Source organism: Gemmiger sp. An120 (assembly GCF_002160955.1).
Taxonomy (GTDB): Bacteria; Bacillota; Clostridia; order Oscillospirales; family Ruminococcaceae; genus Gemmiger_A; species Gemmiger_A avium.
In genome coordinates this window covers 1-23,893 of sequence record NZ_NFLN01000004.1, presented here as the reverse complement: position 1 = coordinate 23,893, position 23,893 = coordinate 1, and the positions used below count along the sequence as shown (strand labels likewise).

At 61.7% G+C, this 23,893-nt stretch carries 23 protein-coding genes and 2 tRNA genes; 14 read left to right on the top strand and 11 right to left on the bottom strand.

The genetic code is table 11. The features are described from left to right. Positions 1–57: 57 nt before the first annotated feature. The 14 genes from B5E65_RS04840 to B5E65_RS04775 all read left to right on the top strand — a co-directional run bounded on the left by B5E65_RS04840 (position 58) and on the right by B5E65_RS04775 (position 15,258). Positions 58–321 (top strand): HPr family phosphocarrier protein, encoded by a 264-nt coding sequence (locus B5E65_RS04840; RefSeq protein ID WP_087170645.1) that lies wholly within the window; start codon positions 58–60, stop codon positions 319–321. A gap of 84 nt (positions 322–405) precedes the next feature. After that, positions 406–2,304 (top strand): excinuclease ABC subunit UvrC, encoded by a 1,899-nt coding sequence (gene uvrC, locus B5E65_RS04835; RefSeq protein ID WP_087170644.1) that lies wholly within the window; start codon positions 406–408, stop codon positions 2,302–2,304. A gap of 3 nt (positions 2,305–2,307) precedes the next feature. Then, entirely contained in the window at positions 2,308–2,859 is a 552-nt protein-coding gene (gene rsmD / locus B5E65_RS04830) for a 16S rRNA (guanine(966)-N(2))-methyltransferase RsmD (protein ID WP_087170643.1), read from the top strand. Beyond that, positions 2,856–3,314, top strand: coding sequence for an ATPase (locus B5E65_RS04825; RefSeq protein WP_087170642.1), 459 nt, complete (start codon positions 2,856–2,858; stop codon positions 3,312–3,314). The genes rsmD and B5E65_RS04825 overlap by 4 nt, the downstream gene beginning before the upstream one ends. 315 nt (positions 3,315–3,629) lie before the next feature. Continuing rightward, positions 3,630–4,055 (top strand): division/cell wall cluster transcriptional repressor MraZ, encoded by a 426-nt coding sequence (mraZ, locus tag B5E65_RS04820; RefSeq protein ID WP_087170641.1) that lies wholly within the window; start codon positions 3,630–3,632, stop codon positions 4,053–4,055. Positions 4,056–4,085: 30 nt separating this feature from the next. After that, positions 4,086–5,009 carry a 16S rRNA (cytosine(1402)-N(4))-methyltransferase RsmH gene (gene rsmH, locus B5E65_RS04815; protein ID WP_087170640.1) on the top strand — a complete coding sequence of 308 codons (924 nt, stop codon included), beginning with the start codon at positions 4,086–4,088 and terminating at the stop codon, positions 5,007–5,009. A gap of 35 nt (positions 5,010–5,044) precedes the next feature. Further along, the gene (locus B5E65_RS04810; protein WP_087170639.1) at positions 5,045–5,515 is read left to right on the top strand and encodes a hypothetical protein; all 471 of its coding nucleotides are present in this window, start codon (positions 5,045–5,047) and stop codon (positions 5,513–5,515) included. Between the two features lie 108 nt (positions 5,516–5,623). Further along, positions 5,624–7,879, top strand: coding sequence for a penicillin-binding transpeptidase domain-containing protein (locus tag B5E65_RS04805; RefSeq protein WP_158098521.1), 2,256 nt, complete (start codon positions 5,624–5,626; stop codon positions 7,877–7,879). Between the two features lie 63 nt (positions 7,880–7,942). After that, positions 7,943–9,313: a UDP-N-acetylmuramoyl-tripeptide--D-alanyl-D-alanine ligase gene (locus B5E65_RS04800; protein ID WP_087170637.1), complete on the top strand. Its 1,371-nt coding sequence runs from the start codon at positions 7,943–7,945 to the stop codon at positions 9,311–9,313. Positions 9,314–9,318: 5 nt separating this feature from the next. Beyond that, a complete protein-coding gene (mraY, locus tag B5E65_RS04795; protein WP_087170636.1) occupies positions 9,319–10,323 on the top strand; it encodes a phospho-N-acetylmuramoyl-pentapeptide-transferase in 1,005 nt (334 codons plus the stop codon). 38 nt (positions 10,324–10,361) lie between these two features. Next, positions 10,362–11,639, top strand: coding sequence for an FtsW/RodA/SpoVE family cell cycle protein (locus B5E65_RS04790; protein WP_242957481.1), 1,278 nt, complete (start codon positions 10,362–10,364; stop codon positions 11,637–11,639). 36 nt (positions 11,640–11,675) lie between these two features. Beyond that, a complete protein-coding gene (gene murG / locus B5E65_RS04785) occupies positions 11,676–12,803 on the top strand; it encodes an undecaprenyldiphospho-muramoylpentapeptide beta-N-acetylglucosaminyltransferase (protein WP_087170635.1) in 1,128 nt (375 codons plus the stop codon). Positions 12,804–12,866: 63 nt separating this feature from the next. After that, a complete protein-coding gene (locus B5E65_RS04780) occupies positions 12,867–14,006 on the top strand; it encodes a cell division protein FtsQ/DivIB (RefSeq protein ID WP_087170634.1) in 1,140 nt (379 codons plus the stop codon). Between the two features lie 58 nt (positions 14,007–14,064). Beyond that, positions 14,065–15,258: an MFS transporter gene (locus B5E65_RS04775; RefSeq protein WP_087170633.1), complete on the top strand. Its 1,194-nt coding sequence runs from the start codon at positions 14,065–14,067 to the stop codon at positions 15,256–15,258. A gap of 64 nt (positions 15,259–15,322) precedes the next feature. On the opposite strand, the gene bilS is transcribed toward B5E65_RS04775, so the two are convergent. The 11 genes from bilS to B5E65_RS04720 form a co-directional block, all read right to left on the bottom strand. Continuing rightward, positions 15,323–15,799, bottom strand: coding sequence for a flavodoxin family protein BilS (gene bilS, locus B5E65_RS04770; protein WP_087170632.1), 477 nt, complete (start codon positions 15,797–15,799; stop codon positions 15,323–15,325). 2 nt (positions 15,800–15,801) lie between these two features. Next, a complete protein-coding gene (gene bilR, locus B5E65_RS04765) occupies positions 15,802–16,908 on the bottom strand; it encodes a bilirubin reductase (protein WP_087170631.1) in 1,107 nt (368 codons plus the stop codon). Beyond that, complete coding sequence (gene bilQ, locus B5E65_RS04760; RefSeq protein WP_087170630.1) at positions 16,893–17,324, bottom strand: bilirubin utilization transcriptional regulator BilQ; 432 nt, start codon at positions 17,322–17,324, stop codon at positions 16,893–16,895. The genes bilR and bilQ overlap by 16 nt, the downstream gene beginning before the upstream one ends. A gap of 153 nt (positions 17,325–17,477) precedes the next feature. Continuing rightward, a complete protein-coding gene (locus B5E65_RS04755; RefSeq protein WP_087170629.1) occupies positions 17,478–18,293 on the bottom strand; it encodes a hypothetical protein in 816 nt (271 codons plus the stop codon). A gap of 102 nt (positions 18,294–18,395) precedes the next feature. Beyond that, positions 18,396–19,997 carry an ABC transporter substrate-binding protein gene (locus B5E65_RS04750; RefSeq protein WP_087170628.1) on the bottom strand — a complete coding sequence of 534 codons (1,602 nt, stop codon included), beginning with the start codon at positions 19,995–19,997 and terminating at the stop codon, positions 18,396–18,398. After that, positions 19,994–20,869, bottom strand: coding sequence for a carbohydrate ABC transporter permease (locus tag B5E65_RS04745; protein WP_087170627.1), 876 nt, complete (start codon positions 20,867–20,869; stop codon positions 19,994–19,996). The genes B5E65_RS04750 and B5E65_RS04745 overlap by 4 nt, the downstream gene beginning before the upstream one ends. Before the next feature lie 10 nt (positions 20,870–20,879). Beyond that, positions 20,880–21,770, bottom strand: coding sequence for a carbohydrate ABC transporter permease (locus B5E65_RS04740; protein WP_087170626.1), 891 nt, complete (start codon positions 21,768–21,770; stop codon positions 20,880–20,882). Then, the gene (locus B5E65_RS04735; protein ID WP_087170625.1) at positions 21,767–22,885 is read right to left on the bottom strand and encodes an ABC transporter ATP-binding protein; all 1,119 of its coding nucleotides are present in this window, start codon (positions 22,883–22,885) and stop codon (positions 21,767–21,769) included. The genes B5E65_RS04740 and B5E65_RS04735 overlap by 4 nt, the downstream gene beginning before the upstream one ends. Before the next feature lie 190 nt (positions 22,886–23,075). Further along, positions 23,076–23,159: transfer RNA gene (locus B5E65_RS04730), tRNA-Leu, on the bottom strand. A gap of 11 nt (positions 23,160–23,170) precedes the next feature. Continuing rightward, a complete protein-coding gene (locus B5E65_RS04725) occupies positions 23,171–23,647 on the bottom strand; it encodes a DUF6548 family protein (protein WP_087170624.1) in 477 nt (158 codons plus the stop codon). A 127-nt stretch (positions 23,648–23,774) separates the two neighbouring features. Continuing rightward, positions 23,775–23,850 (bottom strand) — tRNA-Gly (locus B5E65_RS04720). Between the last annotated feature and the right edge of the window lie 43 nt (positions 23,851–23,893).

Below are 23,893 nucleotides of genomic sequence, written 5' to 3'. Positions count from 1 at the left end.
CCATGCAATGGGGCTCTCAAACCCAAATCTACGATGAGAATTAGGAGCGAAGGAACCATGTTTGTTAAAGAAGTCACTGTAGAAAATCAGGTCGGTCTGCACGCTCGTCCCGCTACCTTCTTCATTCAGAAGGCCAACGAGTACAAGTCTTCCATTTGGGTGGAAAAAGAAGAGCGCCGCGTCAACGCCAAGAGCCTGCTGGGCGTTCTGAGCCTGGGCATCGTGGGCGGCACCTCGATCCGGATCATTGCCGACGGCGCCGATGAGCAGGCTGCCGTGGAAGGTCTGGTTAAGCTGGTCAACAGCGGTTTTGCCGAATAATCCGATACCATGTCATGAGCGGGCGGCCCGGCGGCTGCCCGCTCTTTGCTTTCCCCAATTTTCAGCAAAAGGAGCCTTTTGCCCATGACCAAAGCCCAGCTGTACCAGAAAGCCTGCATGCTGCCCCTGCTGCCCGGCGTGTATATCATCCGGGACGCGGAGGGGGTCATCATCTATATCGGCAAGGCCAAGCGCCTGCGCACCCGGGTCAGCCAGTATTTCCGGGAGGGGGTGCCCCACGACGCCAAGGTCACCCGCATGATCGAAAACGCCTTTGAATTTGACGTGATCGTCTGCCAGAGCGAGTTCGAGGCGCTGGTGCTGGAGGCCAGCCAGATCAAGGCCCATACCCCCAAGTACAACATCCTGCTCAAGGATGACAAGGGCTACAGCTATGTGCGCGTTACCCGGGAAGCCTATCCCCGCCTGTCCGCCGTGCTGCAGAAAGAGGAGGACGGCGCCGAGTATATCGGCCCCTTTACCTCCAGCTTCGCGGTGCGGGAGATGGTGGGAACGGCCCAGGACTGCTTTCAACTGCCCCGGTGCAACCGCCGGTTTCCGGAGGACATCGGCAAGGGCCGTCCCTGCCTGAATGCCCATATCGGCAAATGCATGGGTCTGTGCAGCGGCAAGATCAGCCGGGAAGCCTACAACGAGGCCGTGGCCGGGGCGGTGCATATGATCCGCTACGGCAAAAAAGAGATCATCAAAAACCTGGAGGAACGGATGAACGCCGCCGCCGAGAGGCTGGACTTTGAACAGGCTGCCCTGATCCGGGATCAGCTGGCCGCCATCCGCAAGGTCAGCGAAGGGCAGAAGGTGGTGGTGGACGAGCGCACCCAGATGGATGTGATCGCCCTGGCCGCCACCACCCGGGCGGTCTGCGCCGCGGTGCTGCGGTACCGCCGGGGCCGCCTGGCGGACAAGCGGGAATTTGTGTTCCACGACACCGCCGACGCGGACGGTGTGCGGGAGGAGTTCCTCTCCCGCTATTATCTGGACGGGGAGGAGATCCCCCGCACCATTGCGGTGGATGCCCTGCCGGAGGACGCCGACGCCCTGGCTCAGCTGCTGGAGCAGACCCGGGGCGCCAAGGTGCATCTGTATGTACCCCAGAAAGGGGACGTGGCCAAGCTGGTCACCATGGCCTACACCAACGCGGTGGAGCGGCTGGCCCGGGAGAGCGGCCGTTACGGCAAGCAGGAGCGCCTGCTGGACGAGACCGCTCAGGTGCTGGGCCTGGCCGCGCCGCCCCACCGGATCGAGAGTTACGACATTTCCAACTGGGGCGAGGGCACCAGCGTCTGCGGCATGGTGGTGTTTGAAGAGGGAAAGCCCAAAAAGAGCGATTACCGCCGCTTCAAGATGCGCACCGTGTTGGGCACCGACGACTATGCCAGCATGGCCGAGACCCTGAGCCGCCGTGCCGCCGAGTACGAAAAGTCGGATGCCGCCGGTTCCTTTGCTCAAAAGCCTGACCTGATCCTGCTGGATGGCGGCCGGGGCCAGGTGAGCGCGGTGCAGGCGGTGCTGGCCGGTACCAAGCTGGCGGATGTGCCGCTGTTCGGCATGGTCAAGGACGATCACCACCGTACCCGGGCCATCGTGGCACCGGGCGGGGAGGAAATCACGATCAGCATGCACCGGGGGATCTTCACCTTTATTACCTCGATCCAGGACGAGGTGCACCGGTTTGCCATTTCGTATCAGCGGCAGGCCCAGAAGAAAAAGTCCTATTCCTCCCGCCTGACCGAGGTGCCGGGGGTAGGCCCTGCCGCCGCCAAGGCGCTGCTGGTCAAATTCCGTACCGTGGCCGCCGTGCGGGAGGCTTCGGTGGAGCAGCTTTGTGAAACGCCGGGGGTGGGCCCGGTAACGGCCCAGGCGATATTTGCCCATTTTCATCCCCAAACGGCTCTTGACAAGCCGTCCGACAGCCCCCATAATGAAACATGCCCCCAAGACGGGGCGCCCAAGGAGGTATGAACCATGCGCGTGATTTCCGGAAGCGCCCGGGGCACCCGCCTCGAAACCCTGCCCGGCGAGGATGTGACCCGGCCTACCATTGACCGGGTCAAGGAAGGCATGTTCAGTGCCCTGCAGTTTTTGCTGCCCGGGGCCCGGGTACTGGATCTGTTTGCGGGCAGCGGTCAGCTGGGCATCGAGGCGCTGAGCCGCGGCGCGGCCCGCTGCGTCTTTGTGGACAGCAGCCGCCCTGCCGTAGAGGTGGTCAAGCGCAATTGCCGGGCTGCCGGCGTGGAGAACCAGGCGCAGGTGGTCTGGGGCGAGGCGGACAAGTTCCTGGCCCGCACCCAGGATACCTTCCATCTGGCGCTGTTGGATCCGCCCTACCGGCACGGCACTTTGGCCGAGATCCTGCCGCTGCTGGCGGCGCATATGGAGCCGGGCGGCACGGTGCTCTGCGAGAGTGAGCTGGCCGCCGATCTGCCGGATGAGGCCGCCGGGCTGGAAAAAATCAAACAATACCGATACGGCACCGTGCTGGTGACCCGCTATCAGAAAAGGAGTGCAGACCTATGAACATCGACGAATTGCTGGACATGATGGAGGAGACCCTGGAAGAAGGGGCGGGCCTGCCTTTCAGCGGCGGCAAGCGTGCTGTGGATGTGGAGAAGGTGCGGGACCTGATCGACGAGGTCCGTCTGAACCTGCCCAATGAGATCCGCCAGGCCAAGGCCATCGTGCAGGACCGGGGCGAGATCATTGCCAGTGCCAAGCGGGAGAGCGAGGGCATCATCAAAAAGGCGGAAGAGCGTGCCCGCATCCTGGTGGGCGAGCAGGAGGTTGTGCGCGCGGCTCAGCAGCGGGCGGCGGAGATCATCTCCACGGCCCAGAGCCAGGCCCGGGAGATGCGCCAGACCGTCACCGAGTACTGCGACAATATGCTGCGCGCCAGCGAAGAGCAGCTGGCCCGCAGCGCAGCCGAGGTGAAAAACGTGCGCACCAATCTGCGCCAGGCCGCCAAGAACGGCTGATCGGACATACAAACAAACCGGGATACCGCTTTTGGTATCCCGGTTTTTGTGCTTTTGGCTGGCGGGCGGGATGGCTTCACCACTTTGTCCCACTTTTGTAACCGATCTTTCACACCGGAGAATAAATACGCCAAAAATGGCGAGATTCTGCCATAAATAGACAATCCGGGCCCGGCCTTTTTTGCGCCGGGCCTATTGCTTTTTAGGGGGCTGTTCAGTATAATAAACCATATAAGTGGGTAAAAGTGGGTAGAAGTGGGTTAAAATCCAGGAAATACCCTTCACAAGCCGCAAAGAGGAAGGAGGCGGGCCGCGATGCTGGTGGGCGAGTACAACTACGCCATCGACGCAAAGGGCCGCCTGAATTTCCCCGCCCGTTTCCGGGAGGAAATGGGGGAGCGGTTCGTGGTCACCCGCTGGCTGGACGGCTGCCTTGTGGCTTTTTCCCAAAGCGAGTTTGAGCAGCTGGCCGCCACCTTTGCCGCCAAGGGCATGACCAAAAGCCGCGACATTCAGCGGTTCTTGTTTTCCGCCGCCGAGGAGGTCACGCCGGACAAGCAGGGGCGTATCCTGCTGCCGCCGGTGCTGCGCCGCCACGCCGGGCTGGAAAAGGAGGTCACCATCATCGGCAACCGCAACCACGCCGAGATCTGGGACACCCGCTCCTGGCGTGCTTATAACGAACAGATCACCATGGACACCCAGAAACTGGCGGCCACCATGGAGGAACTGGACATCTGATCATTCTGAGCCGAAAGGGGACAAGCCATCGTGGAATTCAGCCATCAGCCCGTGCTGCTGCAGGAATGTCTGGACGGGCTTGCCATCAAACCGGACGGCATTTATCTGGACGGCACCGCCGGCGGGGCCGGGCATTCCGGTGCGATTGCCCGCCGTCTGACCACCGGCCGCCTTATCAGCCTGGACCAGGATCCGGACGCCATTGAGGTGGCTACCCAGCGGCTGGCCGGTCTGCCCGCTACCGTGGTGCAGTCCAATTTCCGCAATGCCCCCGCCGTGCTGCGGCAGCTGGGCATCGACGGGCTGGATGGCGCGCTGCTGGATCTGGGCGTGTCCAGCCATCAGCTGGACGATGGGGAACGGGGGTTCTCCTACCGGATGGACGCGCCGCTGGATATGCGGATGAGCCAGAGCGGCCCCACCGCCGCGGATCTGGTCAACACCGCCAGCCGGGAAGAACTGGCCCGCATCCTGCGGGAGTACGGTGAGGAACCCTATGCCTGGGCGATTGCCGGGCATATCGTGCGGCTGCGGGAACGCCAGCCCATCCTGACCACCCTGCAGCTGGCCGATACCATCGCGTCGGCGCTGCCGCCCGCGGTGCGCCGCAAGGACAAAAATCCCAGCCGCCGCTCCTTCCAGGCGCTGCGCATCGCTGTGAACGGTGAGCTGGATGCCTTGAGCGAAGGGCTGGACGGTATCTTTGAAGCCCTCAATCCCGGCGGACGGTTCGCCATTATTACCTTCCATTCCCTGGAGGACCGGCTGGTCAAAAACCGGTTCCGCCAGTGGGCTACCGCCTGTACCTGCCCGCCGGAACTGCCGGTCTGCGTCTGCGGCGGCAAGGCGAAAGGCCGTCTGGTCAACCGCAAGCCCATCGAAGCGGCCGCGCAGGAACTGGAAGAAAACCGCCGCAGCCGCAGCGCCAAACTGCGGGTCATTGAAAAACTGTAAACCCTGTTCAGCAATCCGGAAAGGAGGAGATCCTCATGCCTCAGACTGCCTATGACCTGTCGGTGTTTGAAAACCGTCCGCAGGCCAAAAAACAGCAGCCGCTGCGTGTAGCCAAAGGCAACCGCACCGGTATGGTTTGGGTTGTGCTTCGGCAGGTCCGCATGGTAGCGGTGGGGGGGATCCTTCTGGCTTTGCTGTGCAGTTACCTGTTCAGTCAGGCACAGGTGTCGGCCCTGGCCGCTGATATCCAGAAGTATGAAAGCCAGCTGGCTGCCGCCCAGAGCGAATACAGCTATCTCACCAGCCAGATGGACGCCATCACCAACCAGAGCAACGTGGATGAGATCGCGGCCAAACTGGGCCTGATGAAGATCGATCCCAGCCAGGTTACCTACATAACCGTAGAGCAGGAGAGCCAGATCACCCGCCCGGACAGCGGTCTGAACAAGATTGCCCGTCAGATCGGCGAGATGGCTCTGAGCATCCTGAACTATCTCAATCCGTAACAAAACCAGGACCGGACAAGCGTGCTTCGGCACGCTTGTTGTCCTTTTCGCCGCCCGGCGCGGCGTTTCCTACTCGGCCTATGGCCGGAAAGGATGGTACTTTCACCTATGGCACCTCCCCGCAAAATCACACCTCCCACACCACCCGAACCCCAGCCCGGTGTGCCCCGCCTTCTGTCGCGGCGCACCGCTGTTTTGCTGGGGCTGTTTATTGTTCTGGGCTTTGGGCTGCTGATCGGGCGGCTGTACTGGCTGCAGATCACCATGGGAGACGAATACCAGGCCGAGGCGGCAGCCCAGCAGACCCTGGATGCCACTCTGCCGGCCCAGCGCGGCAACATCTACGACGCCACCGGCAATGTGCTGGCCCGCAGTGTAACTGTATGGGACATTACCGCCGACCCCACCGTCTGCGACCCGGAGGGGATCGCAGAGGCCAGCGAAGGGCTGGCCGAGATCCTGAATCTGGATGCGGACGAGGTATACGAAAAGCTGTCGGATACCTCCACCCGCTACAAGGTTCTGGCCAAGAGTGTGGACAAACCCACCGCCGATGCGGTCAAAGCCTTTGTCAATGATTTTGACAAGGACCTGGCGGTGATCACCACCCAGACCAGTGTGCGCCAGTACCCCTGCGGTGCGTTCCTGGCCAGTGTGCTGGGCTTCTGCAATGCGGACGGCGACGGCTTCTACGGCCTGGAAAAATACTACGATGAGACGCTGGCCGGGGTGGACGGCCGCACCGTTACGGTGCGCAACCGATGGGGCTATGAGGTGGACAACGACCAGGCCACCACCTATCCGGCAGAGGACGGCAAGAGCCTGGTACTCACGGTGGACATCAACATCCAGTCCATTCTGGAGCGATACCTGAGCGAAGCCATCGACACCTACGACGTGCAGGAGCGCGGTGTGGCCATCGCCATAGATGTGAACACCGGCGCGGTGCTGGGCATGGCCAGCAAGCCGGACTTTGACCCCAACGATCCTTATACCATCTACGACGAGGACCTGGCCGCCACGCTGGACGGCCTGTCCGGCGATGAGTTTACCACAGCCCAGGGTGCCGCCCGGGAACGGCAGTGGAAAAACAAGGCCATCACCGAGCTGTACGAGCCCGGCTCCGTCTTCAAGCTGGCCACGGCGGCGGCTGCGCTGGATGCGGGTGTTATCGTTCCCAACTCCAGCTTCAACTGCCCGGGCAGCTATGCTGTGGCGGACCGGACCTACACCTGCTACAACCACAAGGCCCACGGTATCCAGACGGTGGGTCAGGCGGTGAACAACAGCTGCAACATTGCTTTTATTCAGATTGCCCAGCGGCTGGGCTCTGAAGCGTTCTACGAATATTACAACGGTTTCGGCTTCCGGGAAAAGACCGGCATCGACCTGCCCGGCGAGGAGAGCGGTATCTCCCATACCCTGTCCAGTCTGGGCCCGGTGCAGCTGGCCAGCAGCAGCTTCGGCCAGACCCACAAGGTCACCCCGATCCAGATGATCACGGCGGTTTGCGCGGTGGTCAACGGCGGGTATCTGGTGCAGCCGCATCTTGTGTCCAGCATTCTGGACAGCAACGGCAACCTGGTGGAGGAGATCGACCCCGAACCCAAACGCCAGGTGGTCAGCGAAGAGGTCAGCAGCCAGGTGGTCAGCATGATGGAGGGCGTTGTGGATGGCGGCAGCGGCCGCAACGCGTACGTGGCAGGCTACCGCATCGGCGGCAAGTCTGGTACCAGTGAGAAACTGGATGTGGACGCAAACGAGGATGGGAGTTATAATGTAAGTTACAGCTTTGTGGGCGTTATGCCGGTGGATGATCCCCAGATCGCCGTGCTGGTCATGCTGGATGATGTGCGCAGCGATACCTTTGAGACCAGCGGCACCATCAGCGCCCCGCTGGTGGGCAACATGCTCAGCGAGATCGGCCCCTACATGGGCTTTGAAAAGGATACCTCGAACCTGTCCTCCACCGTCACGGTGCCGAATCTGGTGCTGGGCAACTCCTCCAGCGAGTGGATCCTGGCCCAGTCCACCCTGAACAGCAAGGGCCTGGATCACGAGCTGGTGGACGGCATCGGCCAGGTGATCCACCAGTCGCCCGCCGCCGGCACCAAGGTTCCGCTTGGCTCCACCGTGTATCTGTACACCCAGAGCACCGAGGACCAGACCGCCGCGGTGCCGGATGTGGTGGGCCGTCAGGGCGAGTTTGCCTCCCAGATGCTGAAAGCTGCCGGATTCAACGTGTCGGTTTCCGGCCCGGAGAACGGGCTGGTCACCGCCCAGAGCGTGGAAAAGGACAGCCAGCAGCCCCTGGGCACGGTGATTACCATCACCACCACCGATTCCGGCGCGGGTGAGGAATAATCCGGCCGGTTGTCCGCTACACATACTACCGGGACGGTTTGTCCCGAACAAGGAGGGAATCGTATGCAACCGATCGCAGCCAATCATCTGCTGGCGGGGGTAGGCCTGGCCGACGGGAGCCCGGTCACCGCGGTGGTCACCGACAGCCGCAAGGTCGTTCCCGGTTGTGTGTTTGTGTGTTTCCCCGGCCAGAAGGTGGACGGGCATGACTACGCCGCCGCCGCCATCCGGGACGGGGCGGCCTGGGTGGTGGCCAACCACCCGGTACCGGGTGTCCCGGCCCAGCGGCTGATCCTCTGCGCCAACAGCCATCACGCCATGGTGCGTATGGCGGCCAACTACCGCACCCTGTTTTCTCCCACCCTGATCGGGGTCACCGGCAGCGTGGGCAAAACCACCACCAAGGAATTCTGCTACGCGGTGCTGTCCGCCTTTGGCCCGGCACTGAAAACCGAGGGCAACCAGAACAACGAGATCGGCCTGCCCAACACCCTGTTCCGTCTGGACGATACCATCCGCTACGGCGTGGTGGAGATGGGCATGAGCAACCTGGGCGAGATCGAACGGCTGACCCGCGCCGCCCGCCCGTCCGCTGGTATTATCACCTGCATCGGCGTGTCCCATCTGGAGAGTTTGGGCAGCCGGGAGAATATTCTGAAAGCGAAGATGGAGATCTGCGCCGGCCTGCCGGACGGTGCGCCGCTGGTTCTCAACCGGGACGACGATCTGCTGCCCGGCGCGCAGGTGCCCGGCCGGCTGCATCCGGTCTGGTTCAGCGCAGCGGGAGACCTTTCCGCAGACGTGCGGGCGCTGGATGTGCGGGATGAGGACGGCGGCCAGGCCTTTACCATTGAAGACCGCCGGTTTGGCCGGTTCGAGGCCCGCATCCCGGTGATCGGGCGCCATAACGTGGCGGACGCGCTGGCCGCCTGGACCGCGGCCACCCGTCTGGGGCTGGATCCGGCCCGGGCCGCGGCTGCCCTGGCAGATTATCAGGCCACCGGCATGCGGCAGCATATTGTGCACTGCGGCGGCGTCACGGTGGTAGAGGACTGCTACAACGCCAGCCCGGACAGCATGAAAGCCTCGCTGACCATGTTCGGCCAGATGCCCCTGGCCCGCCGGGCGGCGCTGCTGGGCGATATGCTGGAACTGGGCGCGGTGAGCGAGGAAGCCCATACCCAGACCGGCCGTTGGGCCGCAGAAAACGGGGTAAACTATCTGGTAGCCTATGGGCCGCAGAGTGCCTTGACCGCCCGGGCCGCCGCCGAAGCCGGGGTGAAGGCGGTGCACTGCACCGACCCGGAGGAAGCCGCTGCCCGTCTGGCTGCCTGGCTGCGCCCCGGTGACGGGCTGCTGGCAAAGGCCAGCCGCGGCATGGCGCTGGAAACAATCTTGCAGCGGGTTTACCAGATGCAGAAAAAAGGAGAATGATTTCCATGACAACCATTTCCCTGATCGTGGCCGTGGTGAGCGCGGCGCTGATCTCGGCCACTTCCGGATGCTTTATCGTGCCCATGCTGCGCAAGCTGCATCTGGGCCAGACCATCAAGGAGATCGGCCCTACCTGGCATAAGAAAAAGCAGGGTACCCCCATCATGGGCGGGCTGTGCTTTATTTTGGGCAGCACGCTGGGGCTGTGCTTTGCGCTGCTTACCCTGTTTTTGCGGGAGCCCAGCCTGTTTACCCCCAGCAGCCTGACCGGGGTGCTGCAGGTGATGTTCAGCGCCTTCGCTTTTGGTCTGGTCGGCTTTGCGGACGACTTCTCCAAGGTGGTGCACCATCGCAACCTGGGCCTGCGTGCCTGGCAGAAAATGGCCATTCAGGCGGTTATCACCGTTATGTTTATGGCGTCTCTGGCCCACAGCGGCAACCTGACCACTCTGGTAGCCCTGCCTGTGTTCGGCACGGTGGATCTGGGGCTGGCGTTCTACCCGATCGCGTTTCTGGGGATTATCTTCATGGTCAACGCGGTCAATTTGACCGACGGCATCGACGGCCTGGCCAGCAGCGTGACCTTTGTGGTCATGGTGGGCTATCTGCTCATCACCGGCCTGCTGGGCATGTTTGAACTGTCCCTGTACGCGGCGGCGCTGGGCGGCGCTCTGGCCGGATTCCTGGTCTGGAACTTCTACCCCGCCAAGACCTTTATGGGGGACACCGGCAGCATGTTCCTGGGCGGTGCGGTCACCGCCATGGCCTTCTGCATGGGCCGGCCCGAACTGCTGGTTTTCATGGGCTTTGTCTATATCTGCGAGGCGGGCAGCGTGGTCATTCAGGTGACCTGCTTCAAGCTGACCCATGGCAAGCGTATCTTCAAAATGACCCCGATTCACCATTCCTTTGAGCTCTCCGGCTGGAGCGAGGTGCGCATTGTGGCCACCTTCAGCTTTGTGGCCGCCAGCGCGATTCTGCTGGGCGTGGTGTTCCTGTATCTGAGCTGACGGGCTGCAGCCCGATTTTCTGAAAAGGAGGTGCGGCCGTGGCATCGACGGCACAAAACCGCGGGGTACGGCCCGCCCCCCGCAAACGGGCGCACCTGCGCCGGCCCCGGTTCTTCTACCGGCATCCCGGCCAGGTATCTCCCTATCTGGTGGTCACCCTGCTGGTGCTTATGGTGTTTGGCCTGATCATGCTGTTCAGCGCCAGCTATGTCACCGCGTATTATAAACACGGCGGCAACAGCTTCTACTACATCGGGCCGCAGTTTCTCTATGCATTGCTGGGCCTGGGCGTGGCCTGGTTTGTCTCCATGGTGGATTATCACTGGCTGCGCCAATGGACCTGGGCATTTTATGGCGTAACGCTGGGATTGCTGGTGCTGGTGCTGATCCTGCCGGACCTGAACGGCTACCACCGCTGGATCCGTCTGCCCGGCCTGCCCAACATTCAGCCCAGCGAGATCGCCAAGTTCGCGGTCATTTTGTACGGCGCCCATCTGCTGGACGCCCATCACCGGCGCGTGCACACCCTGTGGTACGGCATCATCCTGCCGCTGATTTTTGTGCTGCCCATCCTGGTGCTGCTGAAATTTGAGCCCCACTATTCTGCCATGGTGCTGATGGTCTGCATCCTGATGACCACGATCGCGGTGGGCGGGGCCAGCCTGCGCTGGCTGTTTCTGGGCGCCGGCGGCGTGGGAGCAGTTGGCGTGGTCTTCTTTCTGGTGCAGAAAGGCTACGTGGAAGAACGACTGGCCGGCTGGCTGGACCCTTTTTCCGACATTCTGAACAGTACCATGCAGACCGCCCAAAGCCTGTATACCATTGCGTCCGGCGGGCTGTTCGGTGTGGGCATCGGCAACAGCATGCAGAAAAACCTCTGGCTGCCCGAGGCACAGAACGACTTTATCTTTGCGGTGCTCTGCGAAGAGCTGGGCTTTGTGGGCGCCTGTTTGTGCATCGGCCTGTTTGTGGCGTTCATCATCCAGTGCGCCTGGGTGTCCATGCACGCCCCCGATCGGTATGGCGCGCTGCTGGGCATCGGCATTACCGCCCAGATCGCCTGGCAGGTCTTTTTGAACATCGCGGTGGTTACCAACACCATCCCCAACACCGGCATCAGTTTGCCGTTCTTCTCGTCCGGCGGTACCAGTCTGACGATGCTGCTGGCCCAGATGGGGGTGCTGTTCAGTATATGCCGGGCGGGCAACGCCAATCAGGCATTGCAGCGCCAGCTGGAAAAGGAACGGCAGGCCGCCGAACGCGCCCAGCGGGAAGCGCAGCAAAAAGCCCGCCGCCGGGATTTCTTTGGTTCCTGACGGGTAAAAAGCAAAAAGGAAAGGAGAGCGCACCCCATGCGAGTACTCATTGCGGCCGGCGGAACAGCCGGTCATATCAACCCGGCTCTGGCCATCGCCGGTGCATTGCGTGCCGCCCGGCCGGATACCGAGATCCATTTTGCCGGCCGGCGGGAGGGCATGGAATTCGGCCTTGTAACCGAGGCGGGGTATACCTTTCATCATATCGAGGTCAACGGCATCCAGCGCCGCCTGACCCCTAAAAACGTAGTGCGCAACCTGCAGGCCGTGTGGCACCTGGCCCTGTCCGGGCCGCGGGCCAAAGCCATCCTGCGGGAGGTGCAGCCCGATCTGGTGATCGGCTGCGGCGGTTATGTAAGCGGCCCGGTGGTGCGCTGCGCCGCCAAAATGGGCATCCATACCGCCATCCATGAGCAGAATGCCTTTCCCGGCGTGACCAACAAGCTGCTGGCCCGGGACGTGGACGTGGTGTTTGCCGCGGTACCTGCCGCGGTGGAAAAGCTGGGCGCGCCGGACAAGACCCTGGTGGTGGGCAACCCGGTACGGCCGGAGATCTTTGCCCAGGACCGCGCGGAGGCACGGGCCCGCCTGGCTGCCGGGGACAAAACCGTGATCCTGAGCTTTGGCGGCAGCCTGGGGGCCCGCCGCATCAATGAAGTGGTGGCCGATCTGGTTGCCTGGGAGCAAAAGAGTCGGCCGCATACCATCCTGCATCTGCATGCCACCGGCAGCCGGGGCGTGGAGCTGTTCCACCGCCTGGGCGAGGAAAAGGGCTTTGCACCCGGCCAGGACCTGGTGGTCAGTGAGTACATCCGCAATATGCCCCAGCTGCTGGCCGCCGCCGATCTGGTCATCAGCCGGGCCGGGGCGCTGACCCTGGCGGAACTGCAGGCTGCCGGGCGGGCTGCGATCCTGATTCCCAGCCCCAATGTGGCGGAAAATCATCAGTACTACAACGCGCTGGAACTGCAGAAAGCCGGGGCTGCCCTGGTGATCGAGGAAAAGGATCTGACCGGCGAGGGCCTGATCCAGGCAGTGGAAGGCCTGCTGGCCGAACCGGGCAAGCTGGGCGTTATGGGCAAGATGGCCCGCGCCATGGCCGAGCCGGAAAGCCTGAACAAGATCACCGCCCGCCTGCTGCGTCTGGTGGACGAAGGAAAGTAAATTGCCTGCGCCGCCGTGCCCTCCGGGGATGGCGGCTTTGTAAAAAAGGAGGGGAGAGGCCGGATGGCAAAACGAAAAAAGAAAAACGTCCGCCGGCCTGCGCCGCGTCCTGTGCGGCAGGCCCCTCTGTTCGACCAGAACAACGCGCCGGTACCGCCACCCCGCCGCGCGGGGCGAAACGGCGGTATGCAGCAGATTGAACTGAATCTGGGCGAAATGCCGGCCCGCGCCCCTGCGCCTGCACAGCGGCCCCCTCGGGGTAAAAAAAGCCGCAATTCCCGCGCCCGGGCGGTTCGCCGCCGGATTACCAAAGGGGAAATGCGCCGCCGCCGCCGCAACCGGCGGATCCTGGCCGGCCTGCTGATCTGCGCGCTGATCATCACCGGCGTGGTGCTCTCTTTTACGGTGCTGTTCAAAATTGAGACCATCACGGTGCAGAATCTGGATCGCTCCACCCCGGCGGATACCGGCCCCTATGCGGAGGAGGCCATCACCGCCGCACTGGGGGTGGCTGTGGGGGATCAGCTGTACAGCTTCAACGCCCAGGAAAAAGCCCAGGAACTGTCGCTGGAGTTTCCGCTTCTGGAAACGGTGGAGGTCTACCAGCATATCCCCTCCACCGTAATCGTGCGGGTGCAGCCGGCCGTGGCCACCTACTGTGTGCAGACCACCGCCGGGTGGGCTACCCTGAGCGAGCAGTTCAAGGTCATGGAACTGTCCAACACCCAGCCCGCCGGGCTGCTGAGCATTCTGGGGCTGGACGTACAGACACCGGTGCCGGGAACTTTTCTCCAGCTGGACCTGCCCGACCCCACGGAGAAGCCGGCCGAGCAGACGGATTCCTCTTCCGGGACGGACAGCAGCGCCTCTTCGGCAGAAGCCACTCCCGCCCCCACGGCCGAGCCGGAAGACCGTTCCGGCGATCTGTTGCTGCTGCGGCAGATCCTGAAACAGCTGGAGGAGGAAGGCCTGCTGGATTCGGTTACACAGCTGGACATGACCGATCTGAGCCAGATAAGCGTTACCTATGACGGCCGGATCAAGGTGCTGCTGGGTACCTCCAACAATCTGACCTATAAGATTCAGTTTACCCAGGCGATTCTGACCAGCCCGGATGGGCTGTCCGCCACCGATACCGGTACCCTGGACGTGAGCAACATCCGGGAAGACGGTACCATCCGGCCGGTGTTCAGCCCGGACTGATTGTGCAATACGCGCGGCGCCGCTCTGCTGCGGCGCCGCTTTTCTGTGAGGAGTTAGTATGACCGAAACCCGATGGAACTATAACCGTACCCTCTACGCCAGCTATCTGGGCTATGTCTGCCAGGCCATCGTGAACAACCTGGCGCCGCTGCTGTTCCTGACATTGCAGCGCACCTATGGGATCTCGCTGGGGCAGATCACCCTGCTGGTGACCTTCAATTTTGGTGTGCAGCTGCTGGTGGATCTGGCCAGTACCCTGTTTGTGGACCGGCTGGGATACCGGCGCTGCGCGGTGATCGCCCATGTGTGCTGTGCACTGGGGCTGGCCGGCCTGGCTGTGCTGCCGGAGCTGCTGCCCCATCCTTATGTGGGGCTGCTGGCAGCGGTCTGCCTGTATGCCGTGGGCGGCGGGCTGATCGAGGTGTTGATCAGCCCGATTGTGGAGGCCTGCCCCACCGAGAAAAAAGATGCCGCCATGAGCCTGCTGCATTCCTTTTACTGCTGGGGCTGTGTGCTGGTGATCGCGCTGTCCACTGCGTTTCTGGCCCTGCTGGGCAGCGATAGCTGGCGGATGCTGCCGCTGCTGTGGGCGCTGGTGCCCGCCGCCAATGCAATGCTGTTCAGCCGGGTGCCGGTCAACAGCCTGACCCCGGAGGGCGGCGGCATGTCGGTGAGGGAACTGCTGCGAAGCAGCGGTTTCTGGCTGCTGGCGCTGCTGATGGTCTGTGCCGGCGCGTCGGAGCTTTCCATGAGCCAGTGGGCTTCGGCCTTTGCCGAAAAGGGGCTGGGCATCAGCAAGACCCTGGGCGACCTGGCGGGCCCCTGCTTTTTTGCGGTGCTGATGGGTCTGGCCCGTGTGCTGTACGCGGCTTTCAGCGACCGGATCAGCCTGCTGGGCTTTATGCGGGGCAGCTGTGTACTCTGCGTCGCGTCCTATCTGCTGGCCGTGTTTGCCCCGCATCCCGCGCTGGCACTGCTGGGGTGCGGGCTGTGCGGCCTGTCGGTGGGAATCCTCTGGCCGGGGGTGTTCAGCATTGCAGCAGGCCGGATGCCTGCCGGCGGCACCGCGCTGTTTGCCCTGCTGGCACTGGGGGGCGATCTGGGATGTTCCTCCGGCCCCACCCTGGTGGGCTTTGTGTCCGAGCGGGCGGGCGGCGTCTTGCAGGCCGGCCTGCTGGCGGCCATTCTGTTCCCGCTGGTGCTGCTGGCCGGCAGCTTCTGGCTGCGCCGCATTCTGCCGGAACGGCACTGAAAACGAAAAATCCCCGTAGGAACCGCGGCAGCGGCCCCTCCGGGGAGTTTCTTTATCAAACGATTCAGCCCTCAATAGCGCAGCGCAGACGGGCCAGATCCTCTTCGTTCGGGTGTGCCAGTGCGGCGTCGAAGTTGTCCAGCATGGCCTGCCGCCGGGGGCTGTCCGGCATGGCCTCATACCGGTCACGCACCGCCGCCGGCATCCGGCCCTGGCACATGAAGCGGCCGGTCACCGGGCCCTGCACATGCGCCTGTACCGAGTCCAGAATCTTGTCAAAATAGGCGGCCGCGCCGCCAAAGCCCGCGGTGCCGAACAAAAATACCGGCGCATCCCCGATGCTTTCCAGAAATGCGGCCACATCCTCGTCGCAGCTGCCCTTGTCGGTCCAGAAGCCCACATAATAGTGGTCGGCTGCCGGCACATCCGGGCCCGGCTGGCCAAAATACACGCACGCATCCGCCGGCAGTGCGTCCCGGATGGCCTCGGCCAACTGGCGGGTATTGCCGGTGCGGCTGCTGAAAACGATCGCGTAACCCATACTCAATCCATCCTTTCGTAGATACAGTGTACACCCTGGTGGGCCATCATGCCGCCCAGGCACTTCTTGTTGCACCGCACGCAGCGGTGAATCTCTCCGGCTTTGCCGCTGAATACCTTGTTGGGCCAGTCCGGGTCGGCAATCAGCTGGCGGCTCATGGCGGCGCAGTCGATGCGCCCGGCGCGCAGCTGCTGCTCAATGAAATCCGGGTCGTTCAGCCCGCCCACACCGCAGACCGGCAGACGGGTCAATCTCCGCACCTGGTCGCAGAAGGGAAGAAAACATCCCTGCCCGGCAAAATACGGGTGGTTGGCCGGGGGGATCGTGTCGCTGAGGGAACCATGGTTGGCCAGCGTTACGTGAAAACTGGTCACGCCGGCCTGCTCCAGCAGCGGGACAAAGACAGGCAGTTCTTGTGCCAGGACCCCGGCGTTGCTGTAATGAGGATCTTCCTGCCGCACCGCCAGTTTGTAGTCGATGGGCATGTCGGGCAGCCGGCGGCGAATGGAACGTACCGCTTCCACCGCAAACCGTGCCCGGTTTTCCGGGCTGCCGCCATATTCGTCGGTGCGGTGGTTATACAGTGCGGAGGAAAAACTGCCGCACATCCGGTCCCCGTGTACCTGCACCATGTCAAAGCCAGCCTGCCGGGCCAGTACCGCCGCTTCGCCAAATGCTTCGGTGATCGCACGAATCTTCTTTTGCGGCAGACCGGTGATGCAGGGGCCCACCTGTTCGTTCAAAAGCGGGCGAAGCTGCTGCGGGCTGATCCGCCTGGTGAGAACTCCGGGAACGTACTTGAGCATAGCTTTCCAGTCGGAATCCGTCTGGTGCAGCTGGGCGCACAGCAGGCAGCCTTCCTGGTGTACGGCATCAGCCACGCTGCGGTAAAAGGCACGCCCCTTGGCCGTGTACAGCGAGGGGCCAAAGCCGTGCCGCGTTACCGGCACATCGCCCACAATGATCATGGCGCATCTGCCCGCGGCAATGCGGCGCAGGGCTTCCCGCCAGGCTTCGGCACCCAATCCCATGGAGGTGGGCGCAAAGATCACCCGGTTCTTTAAAGTAATCCCGCCGTAATTGACGGGGCTGTTTAAGGTTTCGTACATCTGCGTTTGCCTGCAACTTTCTGTGTGATTTTTTCCAGCAGCGCAAGCAGCTGCGTTTGTTCCGTTTCATCCAGGCAGCTGAGGTTTTCCTGGTCCCAGTCAAAAAATACCTGATGGCCGATGGCAAAGGCCTCCTGGCCCTTTTCGCTCAGGTCAAGATGGTAGGCGCGGCCGCGCTTCTCCCGCAGTAAAAAACCATCCTCCACCAGCTTCAGGATGCTGCGCTGGCCGTAGCCCCAGTCCAGCCCCAGCGCTTCGGTAAGTTCGGACTGGCTGCACCCGGGATGTTTGCCCACATAGATCACCAGAAACAGCATTCCCCGGTTCAGCCCCAGCTTTTGAAGCTGACGGGATGTATACTCGGAAAAATCGCGAAATAGAACGGTGGTACTGTATGCCACAGTTTGCCGGAACATAAAACGCCCTCCCTGCTTGTTTTGCTGGCCCCAGTATACGCCGATTGCTTGATAAAGTCAAGTGAAAATTTTGAGCACACACCAAGCCGGCAAAAAAACAGGGACAGGCTTATATGCCTGTCCCTGCTGTATGCGTATTTGCTGCGGGGATTCTCAGCCCACCACGGTCACCGAAGTGATGTGGGGGTTCAGACCCTCGTACCAGTACAGGAAGCCCTCGGCGTCGATCACCTGGCCCACCTGCAGCGCCTCCACGGCGGCGTACACCTCGGTGGTGCTGTCGCACAGGTAGGACTCCACGGTAAAGGTGTAGGTCTCGCCGTTGTAGGAAACGTTGAAGTACAGGTCATCGCCCTGGCTGCCGGAGCCGTCCCAGTTGTACAGGAACGCCACGTCGTTGCCGGCTTCATCCTGGCCGGCGGCTTCCACCGTCAGGCCCTTGAACTGGGCAAACTGGTTCTGATGGTCGATCAGTTCCTCGGTGCCCAGCAGGCTGGTGGCGTCGATGGGCTCGGCAATGTAGGAATCGCCCTCCACAAAGGTGAAGGTGCCGTCCATGATCTCCACTTCACCGCTCCACTCGGCCTTGTAGCCGGTCACGCGGATGCGGGTGCCCTCGGTCAGCTTGGCGTAGTCCTCTTCCGAGCAAGCCATGTTGTACAGGAAGTAAGCGCCGTTCTCGTCCTGGGCGTATACGGTGGCTTTGTCCTCCCACCAGGACTGCTTGGCCTGCACGCAGGCTTCGATGGTAACCTGGCTGTCCAGTTCGGCGGCCATATACTCCTCGTAGCTCATGACGGCCACTTCCTCGCCGTCAGCGGCGGCGCTGGAGCTCTCCTGCGGCTGGCTCTCGGCAGGCTGGGAAGCGGACGCCGCTTCGCTGCTGGAGCTGGAGCCGGAACCGCCCGCGCAGGCTGCCAGGGAAAGTGCCAGGCAGAACACGGTCAGCAAGACCAGAATCTTTTTCATGGTATCTCCTCCTTATATCGGTCTGCTGCGCCCGGCCCCCTCGGACCGGAAATTCGCAGCAGGCTGCAACACCTAAACATTATACCGTAAACGGCGCAAAAATCAACGTTCAGCGCTTTTTTTGCGGTGATGACGCAGGGCCAGATAGGCCAGGATCAGCACCCAGGCAGCTGCCAGCGCCGCCAGCAGCCCTACCGACATGGCGGGCATCGGCCCCAGATCCACCTTGCCGCCGGAGGCGGAAACCGAATCCAGATGGTACAGGGAGACGGTGTCCGCATAGAGAGCTTCGATAAAGGCATCGTCCACCGTCTGGCCGCGCCGCACCGATTTGGTCACCGTCTCGATCAGCTGGCCGGCCGCGTCCCGCAGCGAGGCCGAGCCGTTAAACACCGGGGTGGTAAAGGTATCGTCCAGATGGTCCAGCAGCAGCCGGGTGGCTTCCAGTTTCACCTGGTAATAGGTGTCGTTGTCCTCTCCGGCCCGGCTGAGATAGTCCTGGTACTCCGGGCTCTCCAGCGCCTTGGTGGTCACCGGCACGTAGCCCTCGGTCTGGGAATAGGCAATCTGTACCGAATCGGTCAGCAGATACTGGGCAAACAGCCAGGAGGCCAGCACCTCCTGCGGATCTTCCTTATTAAAGATGCAGACCGAGGGCCCCTGGGAAATCATCTGGGGATGCTCCGGATCAAACTGGGGCACCGGCATAACAGCGGTCTCAAATTCCACCACCTTGTCGGCAGGAATGTCCAGCAGCGGGGCATCGGTGCCCATCCAGGTGGAACCGGCAGTGGAGTCGATGGCAAACACACACTGGCCCGCGTTCAGAAAGTTGGCCGGGTATCCGGAGATCTTGAAGGTGGAGAACGCCCCCGCGGCGGTGGCGTCCGCAATCTGATACAGCAGATCGGTGGTGGTGTCATTGAACAGCTGAATCACCCCGGTGGAGGTGGAATAGCCCGCCCCCAGCTGCTGCAGCATCTGGATCATCATGTTGTCGGTGGATTTGTACAGGAAAGGAATCAGCACCTGCTGACCGTTCAGGCTGTACACCCCATCCGCGCCCTCGGTGGCGGCTGCCGCCCGGGATACTTCCCAGAGAAAATCCCAGGTCAGGGTCTCCGGCAGGGTGTAGCCCAGCGCCTCCACATAGGTCTTGTTGATATAGCAGGCCTCGGTGGAACGCATGTAGGGAATGGCATAGTAATGGCCGTCCAGACGGCACTCGTCCAGGAACTGGGGCACGATCTGCTCCTGCGCGGGGGAGTCGAACCGCACCTCGCTACCGCCCAGCCCGTATTTTTCGTCGGCAAACAGCTCGTCCAGCGGCGCCACCACATTGTCGCCGGTCAGATAGGTAGCAATGTGGTCCGGGTAGGTGATGCAGACATTGGGGGTGGTCTGGGTGGTGATGTTGGTGATTACATCGTTGTAGATATCCCCGTAGTTGGTGTACAGCCGCAGGGTCACTGTAATGTTGGGGTACAGGGCCTCAAACTCTTCGATGGCCTGCTTGTAGATGTCGGTCTGGCGCTTGTTGGTGTCGTTCTTGGCCCAGAAGGTAATCTCATACTGGCGGCTTTCGTCAAATGTTTCCGGCACGGTGAAGGCTGTCTGCTCCTGCCGGCCGTGGCAGCCGGCCAAAAGGGACAGGCAGGCCGCCGCCAGTACCCCGGCGGCCAACCGGCGCAATCCGGTTCTCATCCCTTCATCCCTCCTCTGGAAACACCCTCCATGATCTTCTTGCGGAACGCCAGGAACAGCAGGATCAGCGGTACCGAGATCACTACCACCGCGGCCATCATGGCGGGGATGTTTTCCCGGCCAAAGCCGTTTTCCCGGATCTCCTGGATGCCGTTGGATACCAGGAAATAGGCTGCGTCGTCGGTGATCAGGCGGGGCCACACGTAGGAGTTCCAGCATTCGATCAGTTTCAGGATTGTAATCGTCACCAGGGTGGGCCGGCAGATGGGCACCATGACCTTCCACAGATACTTCAGGTCGGAAGTACCGTCCACCTTGGCGGCTTTGTACAGTTCATTCGGCACCTGCTCGAAACTTTCTTTCAGCAGATAGATATAGAATACCGAGGTGATGGAGGGCAGGATCAGGCCAGGGAAGCTGTTGCGCAGATCCAGGTTGGTGATGGTCACAAAGTTGGTGATCACCACCAGCTCGCTGGGGATCATCATCATGGACAGAAACAGCCCGAACAGCAGATCCTTGCCCCGGAAAGAAAGCCGGGCAAAGGCGTAGGCGGCCAGCGTGCTGACCACCACCATGGCCGCGGTGGTCAGTACCGAAAAGATCAGGGTGTTCAGCAGGTACCGGCCCAGGGGTACGGCGGTAAAGGCCTCCGCGTAGTTTTCCAGGGTGGGGGAGAGGGTGAAAAAGCTGGGGGTGTATTCGGCGTTGTAGGCGGCGTAGCTTTTCAGGGAGGTGAGCACCATCCAGTAAAAGGGGAACAGCACCACCACAGCCCAGATGCTCAGCCCCAGGTAGGTAACGGCCTGCACAGCACCGCTGCGCCGCCGGGCGGCCCGGCCGTTGGCCGCCAGATCGGAAGTATGTTTCATGGGGCACCTCTCAGTCTTCCGGCCGCCGGCGGCTGACCAGCAGGTTGATACAGGTGATGGTCAGCACGATGGCGAACAGCAGGATGGCGGCGGCGGACGCATAGGACGGGTAGCCGCCGCTGTCGCCGTACAGCATGTCGTACACATAGCCCACAATGGTGTTCATACCGGCCGCGTTCAGGTCGGTGCCGAACAGGGCCACCGCGTCGCTGTAGGCCTTGAACGCGCCGATAAAGCCGGTAATCACCAGATACACCAGCATGGGGGAGATCATGGGCAGGGTGATGCGGAAGAAGATCCGTGTGCGGGAGGTGCCATCCACCCGGGCGGCCTTGTAGTAGTCCGGGTTTACCGAGGCCAGCGCGCTGGTCAGCACCAGGATCTTGAAGGGCATGACCACCCAGATGGTGTAAAAGCAAAGCACAAACATCTTGGCCCAGTACGGCCCGTCGATAAAGTCGATGGTGGGGCCGCCGAACCATTGCAGCATCAGGTTTACCAGACCGTCGGTGTATTCAGTTTTCTGAAACAGAACCATGAACACCAGGCCCACCGCCAGGGTGTTGGTCACGTAGGGGAGAAAGTAGACGGTCTGGTACAGCTGGCGCAGCGGCCGGATGGAACTGAGCCCGGTGGAGATGAGCAGGGCCAGCCCGGTGGAAAGCGGCACCGTGATCGCCACCAGGATCAGGGTGTTTTTCAGTGCCTGCAGAAAATAGGGGTCATGCAGCACATAGGAATAGTTGTAGCCGCCGATACCCCAGTAGGTCTGGGAGGCAAAATTGTACCCCTCTTCAAAGGAGTAGATCAGCACGTCGATCAGCGGGTATACCAGGAACGCGCCCAGCAGGATCAGGGCAGGCAGCAGGTACAGCCACGCTTTTTTGGAGCCGTTGTTCATCGTGCCGCCCCCTTATCCGCCGCAACGGGGATACGCTGCTCGGTTTCGGTGTCAAACAGCAGCACCTTGTCCGCCCGCAGTGCGAAGTGCACGGTCTCGGCGTCGGCTCGCAGCCCGCAGGCCGGGTCCAAAATGGCACGCAGCGCGCCGTCCCGTGCATCCGGGTGGGAGCAGACCATGCTCAAATCACGGCCCAACACCTCGGCCCGCTCCGGCGTGCAGACCACCGGCCCGGCCTCGTCCGGAATAAAGCCCTCCGGGCGCACACCGGCCCAGACTTCCCGGTCGGCCACGCCCGGCACCGCCAGCACCGGCCGGCTGGCCAGCCACAGCTGGCCGGCCTGTACCCGGGCTTTGAATACGTTGATGGGCGGCGTGCCCAGAAAGCGCGCCACAAACAGGTTGGCCGGATCGTCGTACACCTGCTGGGGCTTGCCCTCCTGCATGAGTACGCCCTCCTTCATTACCACGATCTGGTCGGAGATGCTCATGGCTTCCTCCTGGTCGTGGGTCACAAACAGGGTGGTGATACCGGTCTTTTTTTGAATCTTGCAGATTTCTTCCCGGGTCTGCAGCCGCAGACGAGCGTCCAGGTTGGACAGCGGCTCGTCCAGCAGCAGCACCCGGGGCATCTTGACAAGTGCCCGGGCGATAGCCACCCGCTGCTGCTGCCCGCCGCTCAGTTCACGGGGCTTGCGGTCCAGCAGTTCCTCAATCTGTACCAGGGCGGCGGCCTCGGTGGCCCGGCGGCGCATCTCCTGCCGGGAGGGCCGTGCCGCCCCTTTCAGGTTCTCCAGCGGGAACAGAATGTTCTGCAATACCGTCAGATGCGGATACAGGGCGTAGTTCTGAAATACCATGCCCACCCCGCGCAGCTCCGGCGGCAGATCGGTCACATCCTCGTCACCAAAAAAGATCCGTCCGGTGGTGGGCTTTTCCAGGCCGCAGATCATGTTCAGGGTGGTGGTTTTGCCGCAGCCCGATGGCCCGAGCAAACCAACCAAAGAACCGTCTGGTACCTGGAAGCTCAGCTCCCGAACGGCAACCGTTTCTCCCTGGCTTCGCCGGCCTCTTCCGGCAAAGCGCTTGGTGATATCCTGCAATCTGATATCCATGCTGTTTCCCCCTACAGTTCAAAGCTTGTACTGATTATAGCGGATTTTGGGGTATATCACAAGATTTCACACGCCAAAGCGGCGCTTTTTCAGGTTGTTTTGGCTGCTATTTTGAAAATGGCAGGATGTAAAATGAAAAGCCCCGGCCAGCAGCCCGGGGCTTTTCACGCGGGGCAAAGCCCGCCGATATTGGTGCGGATAACAGGACTTGAACCTGCACGTCATGGACACTGGACCCTAAAACCAGCGCGTCTGCCAATTCCGCCATATCCGCATACAGCGTTTTTATTGAAGAAACAACAGGATTAACAGAATGAACACCGCCGCACCGCCTGCAAGCAATGTTACAATTAGCGGGAGATTCGCGTTCAATTTGCAGTTTGGGCGGGGAAGAGAAGGGGGAGCGCAGGATATGCCCGAGGAAAAACTCTCCGCGGTACGGCGTACACTCTTTTGCTGCAGGGAAGCTTTGCAATAGACTGCCAGAGGATCGGTTTGATTAAGGATATGTCCATAAAACTCTTCGATCCATGCGGCATCCTCTGCTGTACACAGCGCGTCTTCCGTAGCATCTACATCATGGGCGATACGGTTGCGAATATGCCGGTAATGCTTTAGCAACCGGTAATCTTCCTCCCAACCGGCCACAAAGAGCCTGCCATTGGTGAGCTGCTCCATGTCGGCAATATAACCGCTGATTCCGATTCCGTTCATATCCCGGCAGAGTACATCCAGCCGTTTGTAGGACTGCATAAAACTCATAGCGGGATCCCCCTGCTGCCAACGATCCTGTAAGGGTATCGTTTACTAATCGCCCTGAAAAAACGGAACAGGGCTGCCGGCTGACAGATAAAGAAAAACACCCGACGCATGTACGACGGGTGCTTTATGGAGCGGCTTACGAGGCTCGAACTCGCTACCTCCACCTTGGCAAGGTGGCGCTCTACCAGATGAGCTAAAGCCGCAAAATGGTGCCTCCGATCGGAATCGAACCAATGACACGGGGAT